This is a genomic window from Streptomyces canus 299MFChir4.1 (assembly GCF_000383615.1).
Classification (GTDB): Bacteria; Actinomycetota; Actinomycetes; order Streptomycetales; family Streptomycetaceae; genus Streptomyces; species Streptomyces canus_C.
In genome coordinates this window covers 1-21,882 of the sequence record NZ_KB911599.1, presented here as the reverse complement: position 1 = coordinate 21,882, position 21,882 = coordinate 1, and the positions used below count along the sequence as shown (strand labels likewise).

Below are 21,882 nucleotides of genomic sequence, written 5' to 3'. Positions count from 1 at the left end.
GTAAGGGTGGATGAGCGGTTGCCAAAACCGCTTCCACGGAAGTCGAAATTTTTTACGGCGAAGTTATCGGTAGAGGTGTCGGAATCCGATACCTCCGCAGGTCGGTGGTGTTGCGGAGTGCGCGGGTGTCATCCGATGAACCCGGTGCGCTGTTCGGCTGATACCTGCTCGAATCGCCCATAATCAGAGCGCGATGGGAAGGTAGCACGGCATTCCCGAAGAGACGGCTCGTGATGTGCCGGAATTCGATGAGAGGAACGCCACTCAGTCCTCGGGTGACTTCTGTAGAGTTTAAGAACCAACTCTTGCCATAGCGCCCGGCCGCAAGTTACAGCTACCTGTTATGGCAACCCGACCTGTCGAAATAGGCCCTGCCGGCCTCCACACCGCCCGCGCCATCGAGCACCTACGCCTCGTGCGCGGCCTGACCCAGCAGCAGCTCGCCGCTCGCTGCACTGCGCTGGGCCGCCCGATGACCAACACCGCCCTCAGCCGAACCGAACGCGCGCGCCGTCGCTGCGACATCGACGACCTCGTCGTGATCGCCACCGCGCTGGGCATCCCCGCCGCCACGCTACTCCTGCCGCTCCCGTCGGTGACCAGCGGCGACCGGGAGGGGTGCTAGTTGGCGCGGGTCTGGATCGAGGACCGCATAGGGCACGCGGCGTACGCGCGTGCCGCAGCTGATGCCAAGCGGGCGGGCCGTACGCCACCCGGTCGCTACCGAGTCCGCTGGTACGACCCTGACGGCAAGCCGAAGATGAAGACCTTCGCCCGCAAGGTCGACGCCGAGGCGGAGCGGACGAGGATGGAGTCCCGTCTCAATGACGGCTCCTACCGTGATCCGGCCGCCGCCCGGGTGAAGTTCGCAGAGGTGGCGGAGTCCTGGCTGGCCGCGCAGATCCATCTCAAGCGTTCGACCCGGGGCCGCTATCGCGGCGTTCTCGACGTCCATGTGATCCCCAGATGGGGCACCACCCCGCTGGATCGCGTCAACTTCGAGGACATCGCCGAGTGGCTCGCGGACCTGCTGTCCGGCGAGGCGACCGGCGGCAGGAAGCTCAGCCCCAGGTCGGTCCGCAAGGCGTACGTCGTCCTCAGCCGCGTTCTCGGCTACGCGGTGAAGGCCCGTCGTCTGGCGGTCAACCCGGCGGTCGGCGTGCCGCTGCCGAAGGCGGCGCCTGCCGACCACGTGTACCTCGACGACATGCAGGTCGACGCACTGGCCAACGCGTCGGGCGCCTACCGGGTGTTCATCCTGCTGCTGGCCTATACCGGTCTGCGCTGGGGTGAGGCGTCGGCGCTGAAGGTGGGCCGCGTGGACCTGGCCTCCTGCCGGGCCCACATCGTCGAGGCGTACGCCGAGGACAACGGCAAGCTCTACCTCGACACCCCCAAGAACCATGAGCGCAGGTCAGTACCGATCCCACGGTTCCTGGCAGAGGAGTTGAAACCGCACGTTCAGGGGCGGGGAGACGAGGAGTTGCTCTTCACCGCCCCGCAGGGCGGACCGCTGAGGGCGCGGAACTTCCGTCAGCGTTTGTTCGCGCCAGCGGTCGTGAAGGCCGGGCTTGGGCACCTCAAGGTCACCCCGCACAAGCTGCGGCACACGGCGGCTTCGCTGGCCATCGCAAGCGGCGCGGACGTCAACGTCGTACAGACGATGCTGGGCCACAAGTCCGCGACCCTGACGTTGGACACGTATGGCCACCTCTTCCCGGACCGTCTGGACGAGGTCTCGAAGAAGATGCACAAGCGCCGCTCCAAGCAACTGGCCAAGGCGAAGGCCAAGCTGGAGAAGGCGGAGAAGAAGGCCCGCAAGGCCGCTGAGGAGGTGGCCGCCCTGGAGGACGATGCAGCGTGATGTGTGCCTGATGCGTGCCGGGGAGCCGCAAGAAAGGGGCCGCCCGACCGCGCTGATGCGGTGGGGCAGCCCCTTCCGTCTCCCTCGGCTCAGGTCATCCGCGCGGTCGCTGGCTGTCCTGCCGGGCTCGGTCGATCGCGGCAGCAGCCTCATCGCCGGCCAGCCGCTCGATCTCCTCAGGTACCTCCCGCTCGTCCAGCACGAAGAGCCGGTCACCGACGAGACGGGTGGTGGTCTTCCAGCCGAGACGACGTCCCGCTTCCCGAGCTGCATGCCGGACGTCCTTGAGGTCGCCCAACTCCGCAAGATCGTCGCCGCTCAGGATCAGCTGACCGTGGTAGCCCTGGAACTGCGGCTTAAGAGCCGCTCGCATCATCGATTCGAGCCGGTCGATCAGCTTCTCGTACCGACGCCGAGCCAGCTCATCCGTGACGGCCATCCTGCACAGCTCCCCACCATCCGCGCGCACGGCATGTGTGCCATATGTGTGCTGCAAGCGCAGGAGCCCTCCCGTCCGTCGGGCGGAAGGGCTCCTGACCTGGTGTTTCTCTGTGCCCCCGGCAGGATTCGAACCTGCGACACCCGCTTTAGGAGAGCGGTGCTCTATCCCCTGAGCTACGAAGGCGGGGATGTGTGGGCAAAGATGTTGGAAATCCGCCCTTATCGGGTGGATCTCGCCCTCCCTGGGCCCAGACATCCACAGGTGCGTCACCTGAGTGGTGCACCGCGCACAGTCTAGCGGTTGTTGGTGGCGGTCGAGGTGGCGGCGCTGCTGCCCTGTGTGCCGTGATGACGTGTGCGGTCCGGAACAGGTTCCGGGTCGCTTCGCCTGATCGTGGCCGAGGACGCCGGCCTGTTGCGCGAAGGGCTCGTCGGGCCGCTGCAACGGGTCGGCCACGAGGTGGTGGCCGCCGCTGGGTCCTCGCGGTGCTCGCCTGCCTGCGGGCATGACGGCGTGGCCTCGACGGGGGGCACGCGGCGGACCCGCGTTCAGGGTGCTTCGATCACCGCCGTCGCCCCGACCTCAGAGCAGCGGAACCCGAGTGAAGTGCCCGGCCGCCCGCAGCTCCCCCTCGATGCGGGTCGCCGTCAGGCGCAGTTCGGGGAGGAGCTCATCGACGCACTCCGCCGCCGTGCGGCCCGCCGCGTGCAGGGCCACGTTCACGGCGGCGACGACCCGGCCCGTACGGTCGTGCAGGGGGACGGCGATCGTGCGCAGACCGTCCTCCCAGTCCTCGTCCAGCAGGACGTGAGCCTGGTTCTCCGCCAGCAGCACCCGGCCCAGCGACGTCGCCGAGGCCGGCAGCCGGGTGCCCACCCTGATGTCCACGCCCATGATCCGCGGGGCCACGGCCCTCGCCGTGAACTGGATCTCCGGGCCGGAGTCCGGCCCCGGCCCCGGCGGCACCAGGATCGCCAGCGCCGTCGACTCGCCCACCCGGGCCGAGAGGTCCGCCAGGTGGGGCGCGGCGATGCGGGGGAGGGTCGTACGGGAGAGGGGCGGGAAGCCCAGGGACAGGACCCGCGGGGTGAGGACGAAGGTGCGGGACTCCGGCTGTCCGCGGACCAGGCCGAGGTGTTCGTAGGTGATCAGGGCACGGCGGGCGGTCGCCCGTGCCAGGCCGGTCGCCCGTGCCACGTCCGTCAGGGTCAGCGCGGCCCTGCCCTCGCCGAACGCCGTCAGGACCGTCAGGCCGCGCGCGAGGGACTCGATGAACTCCCGGCCCAGTTCGTGCTTGGACGCGCCGATCCACGCGGCCGATCCCGAGGGCGGCGGGCCCGGGTCCGGCTCCGGGGCGGCGGCCAGTTCGCGTTCCATCTCGGCCACCGTCGCCCGCAGCCGCGGCAGCAGGGTGTCGCGCAGGTCCGCCGCCGTGTGGCGGCTGGTGTGGCTCACGACGTTCGCCACGCAGGCGATCCGGCCCGTGCGCGGATCCCGTACGGGCGCGGAGACCGCCACCAGGCCCGGTTCGATCAACTGGTCGTCCAGCGCCCAGCCGTTCCTGCCCGCTTGCGCCGCCCTCGTCTCGAACGCGCCCTCCGGGAGCGGGAGTTCCCGTGGGGGTACGGCCGGGAAGTCGCGGTTCTCCGGGTCCGCCGCCCGGCGTTCGCGCCACGTCCGCCAGTCGTCGTCCGTCCACTCGGAGGCGAACAGGGGCCCTGGCGCGGTGCGTTCGGCGGGGAGCAGGTCGCCGATGCGGAAGCTGAGGGACATCGCGCGGCGGCGGGTGGCCTGGTGGATGAAGCGGATACCGTCACGGTCGGCGACCGCCAGCGACACCGACTCGTCCAGCTCGTCGGCGAGGGCGTCGGCCCGCGAGGAGAGCAGGGCGGGCAGCCGCAGGGCGGCGAGATAGGCGTTGCCGAGTTCCATGAGCCGGGGGGTCGCCACCGCGTCCCGGCCGTCGAGACGGACGTATCCCATGCGGGCCAGCGTCGACGTGATGCGGTCGACCGTGGAACGCGCCAGGCCCGTCGCCCGTTCCAGGCCGCTCAGGCTCAGGGTCCCGCCCGCCTCCGTCAGCTCCCGCAGCACCCAGACCCCCCGGATCAGCGGTGCGACCGCCTCGGCCGGCACGGCGGACTCCGGTACCGGCGGGGGAGTGGTCGTCTCAGCGGGCATCGGCTCTCCGGTACGGCGGTCGCGGCAGGCCTACGGTAATCCGCCACGGCACCGACGGCGTGCCACGGCCTCGGGGGGAGGCGGCCGCCCACCGCTATCCCCGCGTCACCGACACCCGGTAATTGCCGTCCCCGTCCGCCCCCAGCACCCGCACCCGCACGCCCCTGGCCGGGTCCCGGAACTCCTCGCCGGCCGCGAAGGGGGCGTCGGAGAGTTCCGCGTGGACGTTGGGGCTCCGGGTGCAGCCCCCGCTGTTGCGCCGCGCGTCGTACACGCGCACCGGGCCCCGGCCGGTGTCCACGTCCGCGTCGACCTTGTAGACGAGGACGCCCGGCCGGCACACCGTCTCGTCGTTGCCCTCGCGGGTGCGCAGCTCGACCGCGTAGCCGGTGCGGCCGCCGAGGGGGAGGAAGAGGAGCTTGGTGCCGAGGCCGGACCGGGCCAGCGGGGTCAGCGTGTACTCCGAGGTCCCGGGCGCCGTCACGCAGTCGACCTGCGTCGGGTCCAGCCAGCCCAGCTTCCACTTGTGCCAGCCGAGCAGGTCGTTGTCGGCGCCCCAGTCCTCGCTCATGATGTCCCAGTGGCCGACCGCGCCCCCGCCGTTCTGGGTGTAGAGGTCGGGCAGGCCGAAGACATGGCCGTTCTCGTGGGGCAGCACCCGGTAGCCGGTCTGCGGGTAGGAGCCCGAGCCGTCGTCCTGGCGGGAGTACACGAAGGAGGCGTTGGCGACGGGGACGCCGTCGGCGACCGGGGCGTCGGGGTTGCCGGCGAAGGTCACCGACAGGACCGTGTCGAGGGCGGAGGGGCCGGCGTTCGGGGTCACCAGGACGTTCAGGAAGTCGTACGCCCGGAAGTCCACCTGGGGATCGGCGGCGGCCACGATGTCCTGGACGAGCCGGCGGTAGCCCGGGTCGAAGGGGGCGCCGCGCTCTATGCCGTAGGCCCGGAAGGACTTCGGCATGCGCAGCCAGTCGGTGATCGGGGCCTCGGGCCGGTAGTCGAGGCGGCCGTAGGAACTGGTGCGGAACCAGTTCTGGGTCTGCGGGAAGAACTCGCGGAAGCGGCTCTGGGCGCTGCCGGAGCCGGGGGCGTCGGAGAAGTCGATCATCAGGGTGAGGGCGTGGACGGTGCCGGTGGAGCGGGAGTAGCCGCCGGGCGTGGGCAGGCCCTCGGACATCTGGACGGCCGGGCCGCCGCTGATCTGACAGGCGCCGTGGGTGTCCGAGCGGGCCAGGGCGGTGGGGCCGGCGGTCGTGGTCCCGGGGACGAGGCGTTCGGTGCCGGCCGAGGTGCTCACCGCGAGGGTCAGCGCGGTCACGGACACGAGGGCGGCGGCGCGGCGCGGGCGTATGCGACGTCTGGTCCACGGCATGCGAGCACCCTTCGGAGCGCGGCAGCCGCTGGTCGGAAGGCTGCACCTCTTCGATCACCCTGTGGCCGGGGGAGGGGTGCACGCGCGCTGGGGGAGACCGAACGTGGGTATCGCGGACTTGTGACTCAGGTCACAACATAAATTTCCCCTCAACCCGAAATAACCGGGGAGCGTCTCCCCGTTTAGACCAGTGTCCGAGCGAAACGGGGAACGAATCCCCGGATCACCCGCCAACCGAGGAGTCCACCGTGCAGACCGCTCTCTCCGTGCAGCGCAAGGCGCCCCGCGCCGACGCCCTGCGCAACCGCGAGCGGATCGTCACCGCCGCCAGCGAGATGTTCACCGAGTTCGGCCCCGATGTGCCGCTCGACGAGATCGCCCGCCGGGCCGGCGTCGGCAACGCCACGGTGTACCGCAACTTCCCCGACCGCGACGCGCTCGTCCGCGAGGTCGTCTGCTCCGTCATGGACCGGACGTCCGAGGCGGCCGAGCTGGCGCTCGCGCAGACCGGGGATGCCTTCGGCGCCCTGGAGTGCTTCGTGCACGCCTCCGCCGACGAGCGGATCACGGCACTGTGCCCGATGATCCAGGACACCTTCGACCAGTACCACCCCGACCTGGTGGCCGCACGCGAACGCATCGAGCAGCTCGTCGAGCAGCTCATGGACCGGGCCAGGGCGGCCGGTCAGCTCCGCGCGGACGTGAGCGTCGGTGACCTGATGGTCGCCGTGGCCCAGCTGTCCCGGCCCCCGGCCGGCACCGGCTGCCTCACCTTCGACGGGTTCGTGCACCGCACCCTTCAGCTGTTCCTGGACGGACTGCGGGCCCCGGCCCGCTCCGCACTGCCGGGTGCGGCCCTGACCTTGGAGGACCTCCGCCAGACCTGATCCGACCGACGAGAACCGATTAGTTCAGCGCGCGAGCACAGTCTCCACAACGACTTTCGACCGGCCGTCACCGACGACGGACCGTCCCCTTTCACTATTTTTTTCCGTTCCGAAGTCCCGAAGTGGGTACCCCCATGTCTGCAACAGCCGCAAAGGCTTCCGGCGCACCAGCCGTGTCCGGTGACGCCAACCGCTGGAAAGCGCTCGTCTTCATCGCGCTCGCCCAGCTGATGGTCGTGCTGGACGCGACCATCGTGAACATCGCCCTGCCCTCCGCCCAGGCCGACCTGGGCATCACCGACGGCAACCGCCAGTGGGTCGTCACGGCCTACGCCCTCGCCTTCGGCGGACTCCTGCTCTTCGGCGGCCGCATAGCCGACCTGTGGGGCCGCAAGCGCGCCTTCGTCGTCGGCCTGATCGGCTTCGCCGCGGCCTCCGCGCTCGGCGGTGCCGCGACCTCCGGCGGCATGATGTTCGGCGCCCGTGCCCTGCAGGGCGTCTTCGGCGCACTGCTCGCGCCCGCCGCGCTCTCCCTGCTCGCCGTGATGTTCACGGACGCCAAGGAGCGCGCCAAGGCCTTCGGCATCTACGGCGCGATCGCCGGTGGCGGCGGCGCCGTGGGCTTCATCCTCGGCGGTGTGCTGACCGAGTACCTGGACTGGCGCTGGACCTTCTTCGTGAACATCCCGTTCGCGATCGTCGCCGCGCTCGGCGCGTACTTCGTCATCCGTGAGCCCGAGGGCGGCCGCAACCGCAACCCGCTCGACATCCCCGGCGTGCTGCTGTCCACCCTGGGCCTGGTCGCGCTCGTCTACGGCTTCACCCGCGCCGAGTCCGACGGCTGGGGCGACTCCGTGACCGTCGGCATGTTCGTCGCGTCGGCCGTCCTGCTGATCGCCTTCGTCGTCACCGAGGCCAGGACCAAGGCCCCGCTGCTGCCGCTGCGCGTGATCACCGACCGCAACCGCGGCGGGATCTACCTCTCGCTCGGCATCGCGATCATCGCGATGTTCGGCACCTTCCTGTTCCTGACCTACTACCTGCAGATCGTGAAGGGCTTCACGCCGATCAAGACCGGCTTCGCCTTCATGCCGATGATCGTCGGCATGATGGTCGGCTCGACCCAGATCGGCGCCCGCCTGATGACCCGCGTCCCGGCGCGGCTGCTGATGGGCCCCGGCTTCCTGGTCGCCGCGGTCGGCATGCTCCTCATGACCCAGCTGGAGATCGGGTCGTCGTACGCCTCGACGATCCTGCCGGCCATGCTGCTGCTCGGCCTCGGCATGGGTACGGCGTTCATGCCGGCCATGTCCCTGGCCACCCTGGGCGTCGAGCCCCGGGACGCCGGTGTCGCCTCCGCGATGGTCAACACCTCGCAGCAGGTCGGCGGCGCGATCGGTACGGCCCTGCTGAACACGATCGCCGCCTCGGCGACGACCGCGTACATCAAGGACCACATCGGGTCCGCGACCTCCAAGTCCCAGCAGCAGCTGGTGGCGCTGGAGGGCCAGGTGCACGGCTACACCAACGCGATCTGGTTCGCCGTCGGCATGCTGGTGCTCGCCGCGGTCATCGTCGTGACCCTCGTCAACGCCGGCCGCACGGACACCGCCCCGGTGGCCGGGTCCGGAGAGGGTGCCGAGGAGGAACTGGCGGTGCCGGTCGTCGCCCACTGACGGCGACCGCCCCGCGGTACCCCTTCGAAAACCTCGTACGTACGGGGATGGGGACGCCCCGTACGTACGACCCCAGGAACTGCCCTGGTCTCCCTGAGTGAGCGGCTCAGCGGAGCCAGGGCAGATCCGCGCCCGCCTCGTCCGGCTGAAGTCCCTCGGCGACGATCTCCATGATCTCGCCGAGGGACTTCTGCTGTTCCGGGGTGAGCCGGTCGAAGACGGCGTTGCGCACGGCCCGCACATGGCCCGGCGCGGCGCCCCGCAGCATCTCCAGGCCCGGGTCCGTGAGCACCGCGAACTGGCCGCGCTTGTCGTCCGGGCAGTCCTCCCGGCGCACCCAGCCGTTGCGCTCCAGGCGGGCGATCGCGTGCGAGAGCCGGGACCGGGTGATCTTCGCCTTCATGGCCAGCTCGGTCATCCGCAGCCGCCGGTCCGGGGCCTCGGCGAGGCCCACGAGCAGTCCGTAGTAGATGTGCGGCATGCCGGCGTCCCGCTGGAGCTGGCGGTCGAGGTGATCCTCGAGCAGGGTCGTGGCGTGCACGTACGAGCGCCAGATGCGCTGCTCTTCGTCGTCGAGCCACTGGGGCTCCTCGTCGGGGACGGATGCCGTGTTCATGTATCCCACTCTACGAGCTCTCTCCTTGAAGCTTAAACAAATGAGGCGTACAGTCATGTCATAGAAGCTTTAAATTTGAAACATCCACTGCATCGGAAGTACCGGAGGAGTCCCCGCCATGTCCGCCGACACGCTGGAGCGCATGCCCGCCCTCTATCTGAGTCACGGCGCGCCGCCGCTCGCCGACGACCCGATCTGGCCCGGCGAGCTCGCCGCCTGGTCCGCGGACCTGCCCCGCCCCAAGGCGATCCTCATGGTCTCCGCCCACTGGGAGGAGGCCCCCCTCGCCCTCGGCGCGGTGCGGCCCGTCCCGCTCGTCTACGACTTCTGGGGCTTCCCCGAGCACTACTACAAGGTGACGTACGGCGCCCCCGGCGCCCCCGAACTCGCCGACTCCGTCCGCAAGTTGCTGCGCGCCCCCGGCGTCCCCGTGCAGGACGTCCCGGACCGCGGACTGGACCACGGCGCATACGTCCCCCTCGTCGAGATGTTCCCCGAGGCCGACATCCCCGTCCTCCAGGTCTCCATGCCGACCCTCGACCCGGTCAGGCTCATGGAGATCGGCCGCAAGCTCGCTCCGCTGCGCGACGAGGGCGTCCTGATCGTCGGCTCCGGCTTCTTCACCCACAACCTCGCGGCCCTGCGCCACACCGGCCCCGGAGTGCCCACCTGGTCCTCGGAGTTCGACGACTGGGGCCGGCGGGCCCTTGAGGCGCGGGACGTGGACTCCCTGCTGGACTTCCTCGACAAGGCCCCGGCCGGGCGCTACGCCCATCCGCGCACCGAGCACTTCGCGCCCCTCTTCGTCACCATGGGCGCGGCGGACGTGAGCGGCGAGCTGGACACGCAGAAGTCCGTGATCGACGGGTTCTGGATGGGGATGGCCAAGCGGTCGGTGCAGTTCGGCTGAGGTCCTCGCGCGGGGCCTAGAGGTCCTTCTCGTACCAGGCCACGTCCCAGTAGCGGCCGAACTTCCGGCCCACCTCCCGGTAGGTGCCGACGTAGCGGAACCCGAAGCGTTCATGCAGCCGCGTGGACGCTTCGTTGGGCTGGGCGATGCCCGCGTAGGCGCGGTGCACGTCCTCGCCGGCCAGGGCCTCGAAGAGGGCCTTGTAGAGGAGGGTGCCGACGCCCCGGCCGCCCGCGTCCGGAGCGAGGTAGACGGTGACCTCCACGGAGGTCGCGTACGCGGGCTTCGCGCGAAAGGGGCTGGATGTGGCGTACCCGAGGATCCGCTGTGAGGTTCCTGTCGACTCCGTGTCGGTGGCAACCATCAGACGGTACGGCCCGTCTTCAGGGTGGGAGAGCAGCCAGGGGCGGCGCTCCTCCGGGGTGAAGGCAGCGGTATCGAATGTGATCGGCGTCTCACGAACGTAGTGGTTGTAGAGGTCGGTGAGAGCCCCGAGGTCGCTCTCGACTCCCGGCCTGACCTGCACCTCTGTACGTTCCGACGGCATCGCGCCTCCTCATGTGGCCGGGCAGGATACTGCAAGATCAGAAAAATAGCGGCACGGCTTGGGAATTCTGTCCGGTTTCCAGTCGTTGTTTCCATCGGATGCAGGGCACCCGAGGAGAGTCCGGAAGCAACCGGAGCCGGGACCCAGCGTCCGTAGGACCACCCGCTGACCCTCCCCCAGAGCCCTAAAGGCCTGGGGGGACCCCCACTCGCAAGGGAGCACGCATGGCAACCCGTGCCGTCGCCCGTCGTAAGTCCGCCACCGGCGGGTCTACCGACGCGGCACGCAGTGTTCGCGTCCATGGCGGCGAGATCGCCGACCGCGACCTGGTCGGCATGTACCTCGACGAGATCGCGCGTACGCCGCTGCTCGACGCCGCCAAGGAAGTCGAGCTGTCCCAGATCATCGAGGCGGGTGTGTTCGCCCGACAGGTCCTCGACGGGTTCGAGGAAGCCAAGGCGGACGCCACCCGCGAAGAGCTGGAGGCGTTGGTGGAGGAGAGCGAGCGCGCCAAGGACGTGTTCATCCGCTCCAACCTGCGCCTGGTCGTCGCCGTGGCCCGCCGCTACCCCCGCAGCGGACTGCCCCTGCTCGACCTGATCCAGGAGGGCAACGCCGGTCTGGTGCGCGCGGTCGAGAAGTTCGACTACCGCAAGGGCTTCAAGTTCTCGACGTACGCGACCTGGTGGATCCGTCAGGCCATCACCCGCTCCATCGCCGACCAGTCCCGCACCATCCGGCTGCCCGTCCACCTGGTGGAGGAGCTGGGCCGTATCCGCCGTGTGCAGCGCGAGTTCAACCGCGAGCACGGCCGCGACCCGGAGCCCGCGGAGATCGCCGCCGAGCTCGGCTCCAACCCGGCGCGCGTGACGGACGTCCTGGACTGGGCCCGTGACCCGGTCTCGCTGAACATGTCGGTGGACGACGACGGCGACACCCAGTTCGGCGACCTCCTGGAGGACACGTCGGCGGTCTCGCCGGAGCAGTCGGTGCTGACGCTGCTGCGCAGCGAGGAACTGGACGACCTCATCGGCCGCCTCGACCAGCGCACCGCGTCCATCATCAAGATGCGGTACGGCATCGAGGACGGGCGCGAGCGCACGCTGACCGAGGTCGGCAAGGAGCACGGACTCACCCGCGAGCGGATCCGGCAGATCGAGAAGCACGCCCTGCTGGAGCTGAAGAAGCTGGCGCGGTCCACCGGGTTCGACGCGGCGGCGTAGGCGGGGTGTGCCCGCGTACGCCGGGTGGCGAAAGACCGCGTAAACATGGCTGTACTACGCCGCTTAACCGGCTGGACCCTGGGCACAAGACTTCAGGGTCCAGGTGTTCGGGCCCCGGAGGCCTGGACTTCAGACCCTTCGGACCCTCCTGAACCAAGTCCCGACGCTATCCCCCCCCGGCGCCGGGACTCTCCCCGAGCCGGACTTCGGCGCCCCTCCCCCCGGGCGCCGGGGTCCGGCTCGTTTTCGCGCCCCGGAAAAGCGAAACGGCGGGTCACCCCGTACCTGAACCACGGGGTGACCCACCGGAGGGGAGATTCTGTCACATGGGGTGGCTTGCCGGGTTCGGCCCGAGCCCGGCGCCCGCCGCCCTGCCACCCTCAGGCGACTTCCCCCGACGCCCGAACCAGTCGGCCCCCCAACTCCCGCACCGCATCCACCAGTTCCGGCGGCTGCTCCACCCGGAACTCGACCCCGGTCATCGCCAGCCGCACCGCCATCCAGTCCACGGAATCGGCCACCGCCGCCCGCAAGCGGCACCGTCCCTCGCCCAGGGACTCCGGTACCCCCATCCAGGCCGGCACCCGGGCCCCCACCACGGACGCCTCGCCCTCGAACGTCACGACGAGTTCGTACGTCTCCTGGCGGCGGTACATCGACTGCCGCAGGTACTCCGCCGCACTCCCCGTGGGCAGCTCCCGCGGAGCGAACCGGGCCCCCGTGGCGAAGGGGTCGTTCACCCGGTCGACCCGGAAGGTCCGCCAGTCGCCGCGGTCGAGGTCGTAGGCGACGAGGTACCAGCGGCGCCCGGTGGAGACCAGCCGGTACGGCTCCACCACCCGGCGGGACTCGGCGCCGTCCTTCGCGCGGTAGCCGAAGCGGAGGCGTTCGTGGCCGGCCACCGTGGACGCCATCACCGTCAGGGTCTCGGTCGGGATGCTCGCCCCGTCCCCGCTGGTCAGCGGAGTCGTAGCGGCCTGGAGGGTGGACACCCGGTGCCGCAGCCGGGAGGGCAGGACCTGTTCCAGTTTCGCCAGCGCCCGTACGGACGCCTCGTCCACCCCCTCCACCGCGTGCCCCGCCCCCGCCCGCAGTCCGACCGCGATGGCCACCGCCTCCTCGTCGTCGAGGACGAGCGGGGGCATCGCCTTGCCCGCGACGAGCCGGTAGCCGCCGTCGGAGCCCTTGGACGCCTCGACGGGATAGCCCAGTTCACGGAGGCGGTCGATGTCCCGCCTCACCGTGCGGCGGGAGACCCCGAGGCGGTCGGCGAGCTCACCGCCGGGCCATTCGCGGGGCGTCTGGAGGAGGGAGAGGAGCGTCAGGAGCCGTGCCGGAGTGTCCGTCGTCATGAGTTCGAGAATGCCGCAGAACTAGGACACGATCTGACCTAATGGGGTCATAGGTTCAGGACATGACCTCCACCGAGACCTCCCTTTCGGGCATCCACGACGTACCGTCCGCCGCGGGCGACCGGCGTCGCTGGTTCGCTCTCGCCATCGTGATGACCGCGGCCTTCATGGACCTCGTCGACGTCACGATCGTCAACATCGCCATTCCGTCCATCCGGCAGGACTCCGGTGCCTCCGTCAGCCACATCCAGTGGATCACCGCCGGTTACGCCCTCGCCTTCGCCGCGGGCCTGATCACCGGAGGGCGCCTCGGTGACATCCACGGGCGCAAGCGGCTGTTCCTCGTCGGCATCGGCGGGTTCACGCTCGCGTCGGCGCTGTGCGGCTTCGCCGCGAACCCGGACATGCTGGTCGCGGCCCGGATCCTGCAGGGCGGCATGGCGGCGATGATGGTGCCGCAGGTCCTGTCGATCGTGCACGCGACCTTCCCCGCGCATGAGCGGGGCAAGGTGTTCGGGCTGTTCGGCGCGGTCGTCGGACTGGGGGCCGTGTCCGGTCCGCTGCTCGGGGCGCTGCTGACCGAGTGGAACCTCTTCGGGCTCGAGTGGCGGCCGATCTTCCTCATCAACCTGCCGGTCGGGATCATGGGGCTCGTCCTCGGGAGCCGTTTCATCACCGAGTCCAAGGCCCCGCGGGCGCTGAAGCTGGACCTGGTGGGCGTGGCCGTGGTCGTGCTCGGTCTGCTGATGCTGCTCTACCCGCTGACCCGCGGCGAGGAGCTGGACTGGCCGCTGTGGGGGTACGTGTCGATGGCCGGAGCGCCCCTGGTGTTCGCGGCGCTGGTGGCGTACGAGAGGCGCAAGGGCGCGCGGGACGGGTCGCCCCTGGTCGAGCTGTCGCTGTTCAAGGTGAAGAGCTTCGCGGCCGGGATCGCGGTGCAGACCGTGTTCGGCGTCGGGCTCGGCATCTTCTTCCTGGTGTGGACGCTGTACATGCAGACCGGCCTCGGCTGGAGCCCACTGCGGGCGGGGCTGACCGGGGTGCCGTTCTCGATCGCGGTCTCCACGGCGGCGGGGCTGTCGGTGCAGAAGCTCGTGCCGCGGTTCGGACGCGGGGTGCTCCAGGCCGGTGCGCTGCTGATGGCGGTGGGCGTGCTGCTCTACCTCTGGGAGGCCGGGCGGTACGGCATGTCGATCAGCTCGTGGCAGATGGCGCTGCCGCTGGTCGTGATGGGCGTGGGCATGGGGCTGATCGTCGCGCCGCTCACCGACGCGGTGCTGTCGGAGGTGCCGCGCGAGCACGCCGGTTCGGCGTCGGGGCTGATCAACACCGTGCAGCAGATGGGCAACGCGCTGGGGCTCGGGCTGGTGTCGGTGGTCTTCTTCGGCGTCATCGGGGACGACCTGGGGCCGGCGCAGGTGGGCCCGGCCTTCGTGGACGCCTTCCAGCACGCGCTCGGGTGGGTCGCGGCGGTGATGGGCGTCATCTTCCTGCTGATGTTCGCGCTGCCGAAGCGACCCGTGCTGCACGCGGAGGGGGCCGCCGGGCTTCCCGCGGTGGAGGAGAAGGAGCCGGAGCTCGTGTCCTGAGGCCCGCGGTGAGGGCCCGGTACCCGCTGGGGTGCCGGGCCCTTTGCCGTGCCCGGCCCCCTCGGAAGTCCGTTCATGCCCGGATGGGGTCCGAAACTGTTTACTTTCCGGAAATCCGGGCGTAGCCTCCCGACTGAAACCACACGTTCGGGCATCAGTCGGAGGTGAGCGGACATGTACGCACCGGAGCGACAGCAGGAGATCCTCCGGCTCGCCCGCGACGGCGGCCGGGTGGACGTCGTCTCGCTGGCCGAGGAGTTCCAGGTCACCGCGGAGACCATCCGGCGCGACCTGAAGGCCCTCGACCGCGCGGGGCTGCTGCGCCGGGTGCACGGCGGGGCCATCCCGGCCGGGCGCCTCGACTTCGAGCCGGACCTCGCCGAGCGCGAGACGACCGCGGCCGACGAGAAGGACCACATCGCCAAGGCGGCCCTCGCCGAACTGCCGACCGAGGGCACCCTGATCCTCGACGCCGGCACGACCGTGGCCCGCCTGGCCGCCGCCGTCCCGCTGGAGGCCTCGCTCACCGTCGTCACGCACAGCCTGCCCATCGCGGCCCGCCTCGCGGACCACCCCGGCATCCAGCTCCACCTCGTCGGAGGGCGCGTACGGCACCGTACGCGCGCCGCCGTCGACGCCTGGGCGCTGCGGGCGTACGGCGAGATCCGGGCCGACGTCCTGTTCGTGGCGGCCAACGGCTTCTCCGCGGAGCACGGTCTCACCACCCCCGACCTCGCCGAGGCCGCGGTCAAGCGCGCGGCGATCGCCGCAGCCCGCCGCGTGGTGCTGCTCGCCGACTCCGCCAAGCACGGGCAGGAGCACTTCGCCCGCTTCGGTGACCTGAGCGATGTGGACCTGCTGATCACCGACAGCGGGCTGAGCCCCGAAGACACCGTCGCCATCGAGAGTGGCGGCACGGAAGTAGTGCGCGCATGATCCTCACCGTCACCCCGAACCCGTCCCTGGACCGTACGTACGAGGTCCCGTCCCTGGAGCGCGGCGAGGTCATCCGCGCAACCGGCGAACGCATGGACCCCGGCGGCAAGGGCGTCAACGTCTCGCGGGCCGTCACGGCCGCCGGACAGCGCACGGTCGCGGTCCTGCCGCTGGGCGGGGCGCCGGGGGCCCTCGTCGCCGACCTGCTCGACGCGCAGGGCATCGAGGTCGCACCGGTCCCGGTCGCCGGGGCCACCCGGTCGAACATCGCGCTCGCCGAGTCGGACGGGGTGCTCACGAAGATCAACGCGCCGGGTCCCGAACTGTCGGCCGCCGAGCAGGAGTTGCTGCTGGAGACGGTCCGCGTGCAGTCGCGTGACGCCGCGTGGATCGCGTGCTGCGGCAGCCTGCCCCGGGGGCTCGCGCCCTCCTGGTACGCCGAGGTCGTCGCGCGGGCGCACGCCGGCGGTGCGCGGATCGCGCTGGACACCTCGGGGCCCGCGCTCCTGGCGGCGCTGCGCGAACGGCCCGACGTGGTGAAGCCCAACGCCGAGGAGCTCGCGGAGGCCGTCGGGCGCCCCCTGTCCACGGTGGGCGACGCGGTGAAGGCGGCCGAGGAACTGCGTGAGATGGGTGCGCGGGCGGTCCTCGCGAGCCTGGGCGCCGACGGGCAACTGCTCGTGGACGGCTCGGGCATCTGGTTCGCCAGCGCGCGCGTGGAGGCCGTACGCAGCAATGTCGGCGCCGGCGACTCCTCGCTGGCCGGCTTCCTGATCGCCGGCGGCAGCGGCCCAGGGGCCCTCGCCTCCGCGGTCGCGCACGGAGCGGCGGCCGTCCAGCTGCCCGGCAGCGTCATGCCGACGCCGGACGACCTGGACCCGGCCGCGGTGACGGTCACGGCCGAGGTGCCGGTGGACCGGGTGCTGAAGGAGCCGGTGTCATGAGCGGCCCGGTCCCGGCGGTCTCCCCGTCCGTCGCCGGTACGGCCGCCCCGGCGCTGTTACGCCCCGCCCCCCCCCGCCTCCCCCCGACCCCCCACCGCTGCACCCCCGTCCCCTCCCCTTACGCCCACTCCACTCCCCGGGCGATACGCGTGCGAAGGAGCCCGCGATGAGCGACATGATCACCGCGGACCTGGTCGATCTCGACCTGTCCGCCGACACCAAGGAAGCGGCGGCCCGTGCCCTCGCCGAGCGCATGGTCGCCCTGGGCCGGGTGACCGACCTGGACGGCTTCCTCGCCGACGTGGCCGCCCGCGAGGCCCAGATGCCGACCGGCCTCGACGGCGGCATCGGCATCCCGCACTGCCGCAGCGAGCACGTCACCGAGCCGACGCTCGCCTTCGGACGCAGCTCCGCCGGGATCGACTTCGGCGCGCCGGACGGACCCGCCGACCTGATCTTCCTGATCGCCGCGCCGGCCGGCGCGGACGACGCCCACCTGACGATCCTGTCCTCCCTCGCGCGGCAGCTGATGAACACCGAGTTCACGGACGCGCTGCGGTCCGCGGGGAGCGCGCAGAGCGCGGCGGCGCTGATCCGTGGCGACGAGGTGCCTGCCGAGGGAGCCACCGAAGACTCCGTTGCGGCATCGGCGGCGGCCTCCGCCGATGCCGCAGCGGCCAACACCGCTCCCGACGTCGCCGAGGCCCCCTTCCGGATCGTCGCCGTCACCTCCTGCCCGACCGGTATCGCCCACACCTACATGGCGGCCGAGTCGCTGGAGAACGCCGGCCGCGAGGCAGGCGTCGAACTCGTCGTCGAGACCCAGGGCTCCGCCGGCTTCACCCGGCTCGACCCGGCGGCCATCGCGGCGGCGGACGGCGTGATCTTCGCCCACGACGTCCCCGTACGCGACAAGGACCGCTTCGCGGGCAAGCCCACCGTCGACGTCGGCGTGAAGGCGGGCATCAACCGCGCCGCCGAACTCATCACCGAGGTCCGCGGCAAGGCCGAGCGCGGCGAGGTGACGGCGGGCGCCGGCGCGGGCGCGGGGACACCGGTCGAGCGGGCCGGCGAGTCCGGCGACAGCTACGGCACCAAGCTCCGCAAGTGGCTGATGACCGGCGTGAGCTACATGGTCCCGTTCGTCGCCGCGGGCGGCCTGCTGCTCGCCCTCGGGTTCGCGATCGGCGGCTGGCAGATCGCGAGCGCGCCCTCGGTCATGAAGCACTTCTCCTGGACCGAGATCGACAGCTGGGGCGCCCTGCTGTTCCAGATCGGCCAGGTCGCCTTCGGCTTCCTCATCCCGGTCCTGGCCGGATACATCGCGTACGGCATGGCGGACCGCCCCGGTCTCGTCCCCGGCTTCGTCGGCGGAATGATCGCCTCCAACATCGCCGCGGGCTTCCTCGGCGGTCTGGTCGCCGGTCTGCTCGCGGGTGCCGTGGTCCTCTCGATCCAGCGGATCAAGATCCCGCCGGTGCTGCGGGGCATCATGCCGGTGGTCGTGATCCCGCTGATCTCCTCGCTGATCGTCGGCTTCCTGATGTTCGTCGTGATCGGCAAGCCCATCGCCGAGGCCCAGAAGGGCATGACGGACTGGCTCAACGGCCTCTCCGGCACCAACGCGATCCTCCTCGGCGTCCTCCTCGGCCTGATGATGTGCTTCGACCTCGGCGGCCCGGTCAACAAGGTCGCGTACGCCTTCGCCACCGCCGGGATCGCCGTGCAGAGCCCGAGCGACTCCGCGATGAAGGTCATGGCCGCCGTGATGGCCGCGGGCATGGTCCCGCCGCTGGGCATGGCTCTGGCCACCACCGTCCGCAAGAAGCTCTTCACCGAGACCGAGCGCGAGAACGGCAAGGCCGCGTGGGTCCTGGGCGCGTCCTTCATCTCCGAGGGCGCGATCCCGTTCGCGGCGGCCGACCCCCTGCGGGTCATCCCGGCCTCGATGGCGGGCGGCGCGGTCACCGGCGCCCTGTCGATGGCCTTCGGCGCCACGCTGCGCGCCCCGCACGGCGGCATCTTCGTGGTCCCGCTGATCGGCAGCCCGTTCCTCTACCTGATCGCCATCGCGGCGGGGGTGTGCGTCACGGCCGCTCTGGTGGTCGTTCTGAAGAGCATGCGCAAGCCCGCACCGGGAACGACGGCCACCGCCGCCCCGGCCGCCGCCGCCCCGGCGGCCGAGCACAAGCAGCCGATAGCCGCCTGACCCTGCCCCTTTGGGGCAGCGGTGAGCTGTTCACGGCAACTGCGAGATACGTCACGGTCCGGGACCAAAGTCCCGGACCGTGGTGTCTACTGGAACGCATGCCTGAGCACGTCTCCGTCTACCAGTTGCTTGGTCTCACTCTTCTCGTCCTGGTGGCCTTCGCCTGGACGGCGGGGTTGGCCTACCTGCTGCGGCACGGCCGCCACGAGGCCGTCGCGTGGCGCGTCGACCACGGCCTGCCCGCCTTTCCCCGCCAGCGCCGGGCCGCTCCCGGCCACGAGTCCGTCGAACTGACCCCGGCGGAGAAGGACGCGTTCGCGGGTCTCGTACGACAGCTCGGCGGCGGGCGCTGAGCGGAGCCGTCGGCCCGCTCAGGAAACCCGGGCCGCGCGCCGCTCCATGGCGTCGCGGGCCGCGTCCTCGGTGACGTACACCTCGCACATGTGCCGCCCGTCGGGCGTCGCCGTGTGCTCGACCTCCCACAGGGAGATCTCCGCCCCGTCGCGCAGCAGGAACGCGTGCTCGTAGAGCGAGAAGCCCAGCCCGGCGCGGCCCGCCCGGCACGGGCGCCCGAACGCCTGCGTGATCTGGTGCGCGAACGCCTCCGCCAGCAGCGCGGCCGTCTTCGGGCCCGGCCGGTCCGCGTTCTCCGCGCGGCGCAGCAGCCGGCGCGCGTGGTCCGCCGAGTCGTCCGGGACGTAGGCGTGCCGCGGCAGGTGCACGGGCGAGAGCTGCACCGTCACCGGCAGCTCGAAGTCCGGCGCGTCCGGCGGCAACGGCAGCCGCGCGGTCGCCGCACGCAGCTCCTCCTCGTCGACGTACACCTCGTGCTGCGGAAGGCTGTCCCGCGCGGTGTTGTGGACGAGCTCCCACAGAGTCAGCGCCGAGCCGTCGGCGAGCAGCCACGTGTGCCGGTACGTCTCCCGGTGCAGCCCCGCGCTGTGGTGCGCGGAGTGCAGCGAACTGTCGTACGCCAGCGCGCAGTCCAGTCTCCGGATCGTCTCGTCGGGCAGCTCGAAGGAGTTCAGGGCACGGCCGAGGAGCCGCGCGAGGTGCTCCTCCGGAGACTCGGGCGACTCGGGTGGTTCGTACGCTGCCGTCTCGTACGGAACGCTCAAGGTTTCTCCCGGCGTTGCTGCATGTCACCTTGTGGGTGCATACCGTAGCTCCTCGGTCGGACATCATGTCCGGGAACCGAGAAAACGTACGCACGGAAAACGCCCGGGCCGCGCAGGATGTTCCCGCGCGGCCCGACGAACCGTCAAAACGCCCCGGTCAGAGGCTGCTTGGAGCGATCAGGAGGTGCCGCCGGCACTCCCCGCGACCCACTCGTTCCACGCCATGTTCCAGCCGTTCAGCCCGTTGTCGGGCGCCACCGTCTTGTCGGGGGAGTTCTTCACGATGACCACGTCCCCGACCAGCGAGTTGTCGTAGAACCACTTGGCCGGGGTGTCCGCCTTCCCGCCCTTGACGTCCCGCAGTCCGACACAGCCGTGACTGGTGCCGGTGCGCCCGAAGGGCGGATCCCCCTGGTTGTACCAGTAGTTGCCGTGGATGAACGTCCCCGACTGCGTCAGCCGCATGGCGTCCGGCACATCAGGAATGTCGTACGCGTTGGCCAGCGCGACCGTCCGGCTGTCCATGCGGATCTTCTTGTACTTCTCGGAGATCACCATCTGCCCGTTGTACGTGGTGAACTCGGGGCTGCCCGTAGAGATCGGCACCGACTTCACGGTCTGCCCGTCCCGCGCGACCTTCATGGTCTGAGTGTCGGCGTCCACGGTGGACACCTGGGAGCGCCCGACCGTGAAGCCGGCGGTCCTCTCCTGCACACCGGTGACACCGTTGGCGCCCTTGACCCCGTCCAGGTCGATCTTCATCGTGACCTTGGAGCCGGCCTTCCAGTACTCCTCGGGCCGGAAGTCGAGCCGCTGCGCCCCGAACCAGTGCCCCACCACCTGCTGCCCGCTGCTGGAGCTGACGGTGATGTGCGACTGCACGGCCTTCTTGTCGCTGATGGCCTTGTCGAAGGTGAACGACACCGGCATCCCCACACCGACCGTCGTCCCGTTGTCCGGCGTGTACGTCCCGATGAAGCTGTTCGCCTTCGAGACGGTCGTGAACACCGACTTCGCGGCCACGGCCTTGCCGTCCGAGTCCTTGGCCGTCGCGGCTATCTCATACTTCGTCCCCCGCTCCAGCTGCTCCTCGGGCTTCCAGCTCCCGCCGCCCGCGGCCAACGCCCCCGGCACTTCCTGCCCCGTGCCCGCCACGGTCATCTTCACGCCGGTCAGCGTGCCGTCGCTGACCTTCACGCCGGTCCTGTTGATCGACGCGCCCGTCGAACCGTTCCTGGCGGAGAAGACGATCTCCGCCGCGGACGTCTTCGCGGGGTCCTTGCCGCCCTTGCCTTCACCCTTGTCGGAGTCGCCTCCGCACGCGGTGAGGGTGAGAGCGCCGACCATCAGGACGGCACAGGCCCCCAGTGCGCGCCGCGCTGCTATGTCCGGCGTTGTCACTGTCTGCTCCAGATTCATGTGATATGCACGGTCCGCTCCACTCAGTGAAGAAAGAGGGACCCGGTCCCCACCCGGGTTCCCTGACAGCGAGACGAATGCGTTTGGGGTTGGGCGGGGCGCGTAGTGGGGTGCCGGGTTCGGTTGTTTGGCGGGTGCGGGCCGGTGGGGGCTGGTCGCGCAGTTCCCCGCGCCCCTGGGTGGGTGCAGTCGCCGACGCCACTCCGTTCGCCACCCCACTCGCTCGGGCGGACCGCCACCTCACGCGCCACGACGGGCCGTTCGACACCTTCCCCCGCCGCGACCGCGCGCCCCGACGGGGCTGGTAGCCGCGTACGGCGGCAAGGGGACGGGGTGGGGGGGTGTCCGCCCGCAGCGGCCGGCGTCCGTTACAGAGCACAGCTAAAGCAGCAGAACCGCCGGACCGAGGACGGATACCCCCCACCCCGGCCCCGACCCACCCACCCACCGAACCGCACGCGCTACACAAGCCCCCACCGGAGCCGCAGCTGCGCCGCAGGCATCAGGGGCGCGGGGAACTGCGCAAAAACGCCCGCCCCCACCGAACCCGAACCCGAACCCGAACCCGAACCCGAACCCGAACCCGAACCCGAACCC

19 protein-coding genes and 1 tRNA gene are annotated in these 21,882 nt (G+C 70.8%); 11 read left to right on the top strand and 9 right to left on the bottom strand.

Annotated elements, in window-relative coordinates; translation table 11 throughout:
* Window positions 1–343: 343 nt before the first annotated feature.
* The gene (locus tag H293_RS50245; RefSeq protein ID WP_028808341.1) at window positions 344–625 is read left to right on the top strand and encodes a helix-turn-helix domain-containing protein; all 282 of its coding nucleotides are present in this window, start codon (window positions 344–346) and stop codon (window positions 623–625) included.
* Window positions 626–1,864: a tyrosine-type recombinase/integrase gene (locus H293_RS50240; protein ID WP_106968445.1), complete on the top strand. Its 1,239-nt coding sequence runs from the start codon at window positions 626–628 to the stop codon at window positions 1,862–1,864.
* Between the two features lie 94 nt (window positions 1,865–1,958).
* Here the strand turns inward: H293_RS50240 and H293_RS0130730 are convergent, their stop codons facing one another.
* The 4 genes from H293_RS0130730 to H293_RS0130715 form a co-directional block, all read right to left on the bottom strand.
* Window positions 1,959–2,303: a hypothetical protein gene (locus tag H293_RS0130730; protein ID WP_020121663.1), complete on the bottom strand. Its 345-nt coding sequence runs from the start codon at window positions 2,301–2,303 to the stop codon at window positions 1,959–1,961.
* A 113-nt stretch (window positions 2,304–2,416) separates the two neighbouring features.
* Window positions 2,417–2,489 (bottom strand) — tRNA-Arg (locus H293_RS0130725).
* A 399-nt stretch (window positions 2,490–2,888) separates the two neighbouring features.
* Complete coding sequence (locus tag H293_RS0130720; protein ID WP_020121662.1) at window positions 2,889–4,487, bottom strand: IclR family transcriptional regulator domain-containing protein; 1,599 nt, start codon at window positions 4,485–4,487, stop codon at window positions 2,889–2,891.
* Between the two features lie 94 nt (window positions 4,488–4,581).
* A complete protein-coding gene (locus H293_RS0130715) occupies window positions 4,582–5,859 on the bottom strand; it encodes a M6 family metalloprotease domain-containing protein (protein ID WP_020121661.1) in 1,278 nt (425 codons plus the stop codon).
* Window positions 5,860–6,107: 248 nt separating this feature from the next.
* On the opposite strand from H293_RS0130715, the gene H293_RS0130710 reads away from it, so the two are divergent.
* Both H293_RS0130710 and H293_RS0130705 read left to right on the top strand, forming a co-directional pair.
* Window positions 6,108–6,746: a TetR/AcrR family transcriptional regulator gene (locus tag H293_RS0130710; protein ID WP_020121660.1), complete on the top strand. Its 639-nt coding sequence runs from the start codon at window positions 6,108–6,110 to the stop codon at window positions 6,744–6,746.
* A 134-nt stretch (window positions 6,747–6,880) separates the two neighbouring features.
* Complete coding sequence (locus H293_RS0130705) at window positions 6,881–8,422, top strand: MFS transporter (protein ID WP_028808340.1); 1,542 nt, start codon at window positions 6,881–6,883, stop codon at window positions 8,420–8,422.
* A 106-nt stretch (window positions 8,423–8,528) separates the two neighbouring features.
* Here H293_RS0130705 and H293_RS0130700 read toward each other — a convergent pair whose 3' ends face one another.
* Window positions 8,529–9,038, bottom strand: a complete 510-nt coding sequence (locus H293_RS0130700; RefSeq protein WP_020121658.1) for a MarR family winged helix-turn-helix transcriptional regulator — start codon at window positions 9,036–9,038, stop codon at window positions 8,529–8,531.
* A gap of 118 nt (window positions 9,039–9,156) precedes the next feature.
* Between H293_RS0130700 and H293_RS0130695 the strand changes: the two genes are divergently transcribed.
* Window positions 9,157–9,948 (top strand): dioxygenase family protein, encoded by a 792-nt coding sequence (locus tag H293_RS0130695; RefSeq protein WP_020121657.1) that lies wholly within the window; start codon window positions 9,157–9,159, stop codon window positions 9,946–9,948.
* A gap of 16 nt (window positions 9,949–9,964) precedes the next feature.
* Here H293_RS0130695 and H293_RS0130690 read toward each other — a convergent pair whose 3' ends face one another.
* Complete coding sequence (locus H293_RS0130690) at window positions 9,965–10,495, bottom strand: GNAT family N-acetyltransferase (RefSeq protein ID WP_020121656.1); 531 nt, start codon at window positions 10,493–10,495, stop codon at window positions 9,965–9,967.
* A 224-nt stretch (window positions 10,496–10,719) separates the two neighbouring features.
* On the opposite strand from H293_RS0130690, the gene H293_RS0130685 reads away from it, so the two are divergent.
* On the top strand, window positions 10,720–11,718 hold the full coding sequence (locus H293_RS0130685; RefSeq protein ID WP_020121655.1) for a sigma-70 family RNA polymerase sigma factor: 999 nt from the start codon (window positions 10,720–10,722) through the stop codon (window positions 11,716–11,718).
* A gap of 380 nt (window positions 11,719–12,098) precedes the next feature.
* On the opposite strand, the gene H293_RS0130680 is transcribed toward H293_RS0130685, so the two are convergent.
* Window positions 12,099–13,070: a helix-turn-helix transcriptional regulator gene (locus H293_RS0130680; protein WP_020121654.1), complete on the bottom strand. Its 972-nt coding sequence runs from the start codon at window positions 13,068–13,070 to the stop codon at window positions 12,099–12,101.
* A gap of 62 nt (window positions 13,071–13,132) precedes the next feature.
* Here H293_RS0130680 and H293_RS0130675 point away from each other — a divergent pair, with 62 nt between their 5' ends.
* The 5 genes from H293_RS0130675 (at window position 13,133) to H293_RS0130655 (ending at window position 19,101) form a co-directional block, all read left to right on the top strand.
* Window positions 13,133–14,659, top strand: a complete 1,527-nt coding sequence (locus H293_RS0130675) for an MFS transporter (protein WP_020121653.1) — start codon at window positions 13,133–13,135, stop codon at window positions 14,657–14,659.
* Between the two features lie 174 nt (window positions 14,660–14,833).
* The gene (locus H293_RS0130670) at window positions 14,834–15,595 is read left to right on the top strand and encodes a DeoR/GlpR family DNA-binding transcription regulator (protein WP_020121652.1); all 762 of its coding nucleotides are present in this window, start codon (window positions 14,834–14,836) and stop codon (window positions 15,593–15,595) included.
* A complete protein-coding gene (gene pfkB, locus H293_RS0130665; protein WP_020121651.1) occupies window positions 15,592–16,539 on the top strand; it encodes a 1-phosphofructokinase in 948 nt (315 codons plus the stop codon). Before H293_RS0130670 ends, pfkB begins: the two co-directional genes overlap by 4 nt.
* Before the next feature lie 166 nt (window positions 16,540–16,705).
* A complete protein-coding gene (locus H293_RS0130660) occupies window positions 16,706–18,748 on the top strand; it encodes a PTS fructose transporter subunit IIABC (protein ID WP_020121650.1) in 2,043 nt (680 codons plus the stop codon).
* 98 nt (window positions 18,749–18,846) lie between these two features.
* Complete coding sequence (locus H293_RS0130655) at window positions 18,847–19,101, top strand: hypothetical protein (RefSeq protein ID WP_020121649.1); 255 nt, start codon at window positions 18,847–18,849, stop codon at window positions 19,099–19,101.
* 18 nt (window positions 19,102–19,119) lie between these two features.
* On the opposite strand, the gene H293_RS0130650 is transcribed toward H293_RS0130655, so the two are convergent.
* Window positions 19,120–19,866, bottom strand: coding sequence for a DUF6227 family protein (locus H293_RS0130650; protein WP_020121648.1), 747 nt, complete (start codon window positions 19,864–19,866; stop codon window positions 19,120–19,122).
* Between the two features lie 177 nt (window positions 19,867–20,043).
* Window positions 20,044–21,267 carry a L,D-transpeptidase gene (locus H293_RS0130645; RefSeq protein WP_259294562.1) on the bottom strand — a complete coding sequence of 408 codons (1,224 nt, stop codon included), beginning with the start codon at window positions 21,265–21,267 and terminating at the stop codon, window positions 20,044–20,046.
* Window positions 21,268–21,882 lie beyond the last annotated feature (615 nt).

Bases quoted from the DNA above. Each gene is read 5' to 3' on its own strand.
- H293_RS50245 (WP_028808341.1), top strand. From the start codon at position 344: ATGGCAACCCGACCTGTCGAAATAGGCCCTGCCGGCCTCCACACCGCC.
- H293_RS0130730 (WP_020121663.1), bottom strand. From the start codon at position 2,303: ATGGCCGTCACGGATGAGCTGGCTCGGCGTCGGTACGAGAAGCTGATC.
- H293_RS0130720 (WP_020121662.1), bottom strand. From the start codon at position 4,487: ATGCCCGCTGAGACGACCACTCCCCCGCCGGTACCGGAGTCCGCCGTG.
- H293_RS0130715 (WP_020121661.1), bottom strand. From the start codon at position 5,859: ATGCCGTGGACCAGACGTCGCATACGCCCGCGCCGCGCCGCCGCCCTC.
- H293_RS0130705 (WP_028808340.1), top strand. From the start codon at position 6,881: ATGTCTGCAACAGCCGCAAAGGCTTCCGGCGCACCAGCCGTGTCCGGT.
- H293_RS0130700 (WP_020121658.1), bottom strand. From the start codon at position 9,038: ATGAACACGGCATCCGTCCCCGACGAGGAGCCCCAGTGGCTCGACGAC.
- H293_RS0130695 (WP_020121657.1), top strand. From the start codon at position 9,157: ATGTCCGCCGACACGCTGGAGCGCATGCCCGCCCTCTATCTGAGTCAC.
- H293_RS0130690 (WP_020121656.1), bottom strand. From the start codon at position 10,495: ATGCCGTCGGAACGTACAGAGGTGCAGGTCAGGCCGGGAGTCGAGAGC.
- H293_RS0130685 (WP_020121655.1), top strand. From the start codon at position 10,720: ATGGCAACCCGTGCCGTCGCCCGTCGTAAGTCCGCCACCGGCGGGTCT.
- H293_RS0130680 (WP_020121654.1), bottom strand. From the start codon at position 13,070: ATGACGACGGACACTCCGGCACGGCTCCTGACGCTCCTCTCCCTCCTC.
- H293_RS0130675 (WP_020121653.1), top strand. From the start codon at position 13,133: ATGACCTCCACCGAGACCTCCCTTTCGGGCATCCACGACGTACCGTCC.
- H293_RS0130670 (WP_020121652.1), top strand. From the start codon at position 14,834: ATGTACGCACCGGAGCGACAGCAGGAGATCCTCCGGCTCGCCCGCGAC.
- pfkB (WP_020121651.1), top strand. From the start codon at position 15,592: ATGATCCTCACCGTCACCCCGAACCCGTCCCTGGACCGTACGTACGAG.
- H293_RS0130660 (WP_020121650.1), top strand. From the start codon at position 16,706: ATGAGCGACATGATCACCGCGGACCTGGTCGATCTCGACCTGTCCGCC.
- H293_RS0130655 (WP_020121649.1), top strand. From the start codon at position 18,847: ATGCCTGAGCACGTCTCCGTCTACCAGTTGCTTGGTCTCACTCTTCTC.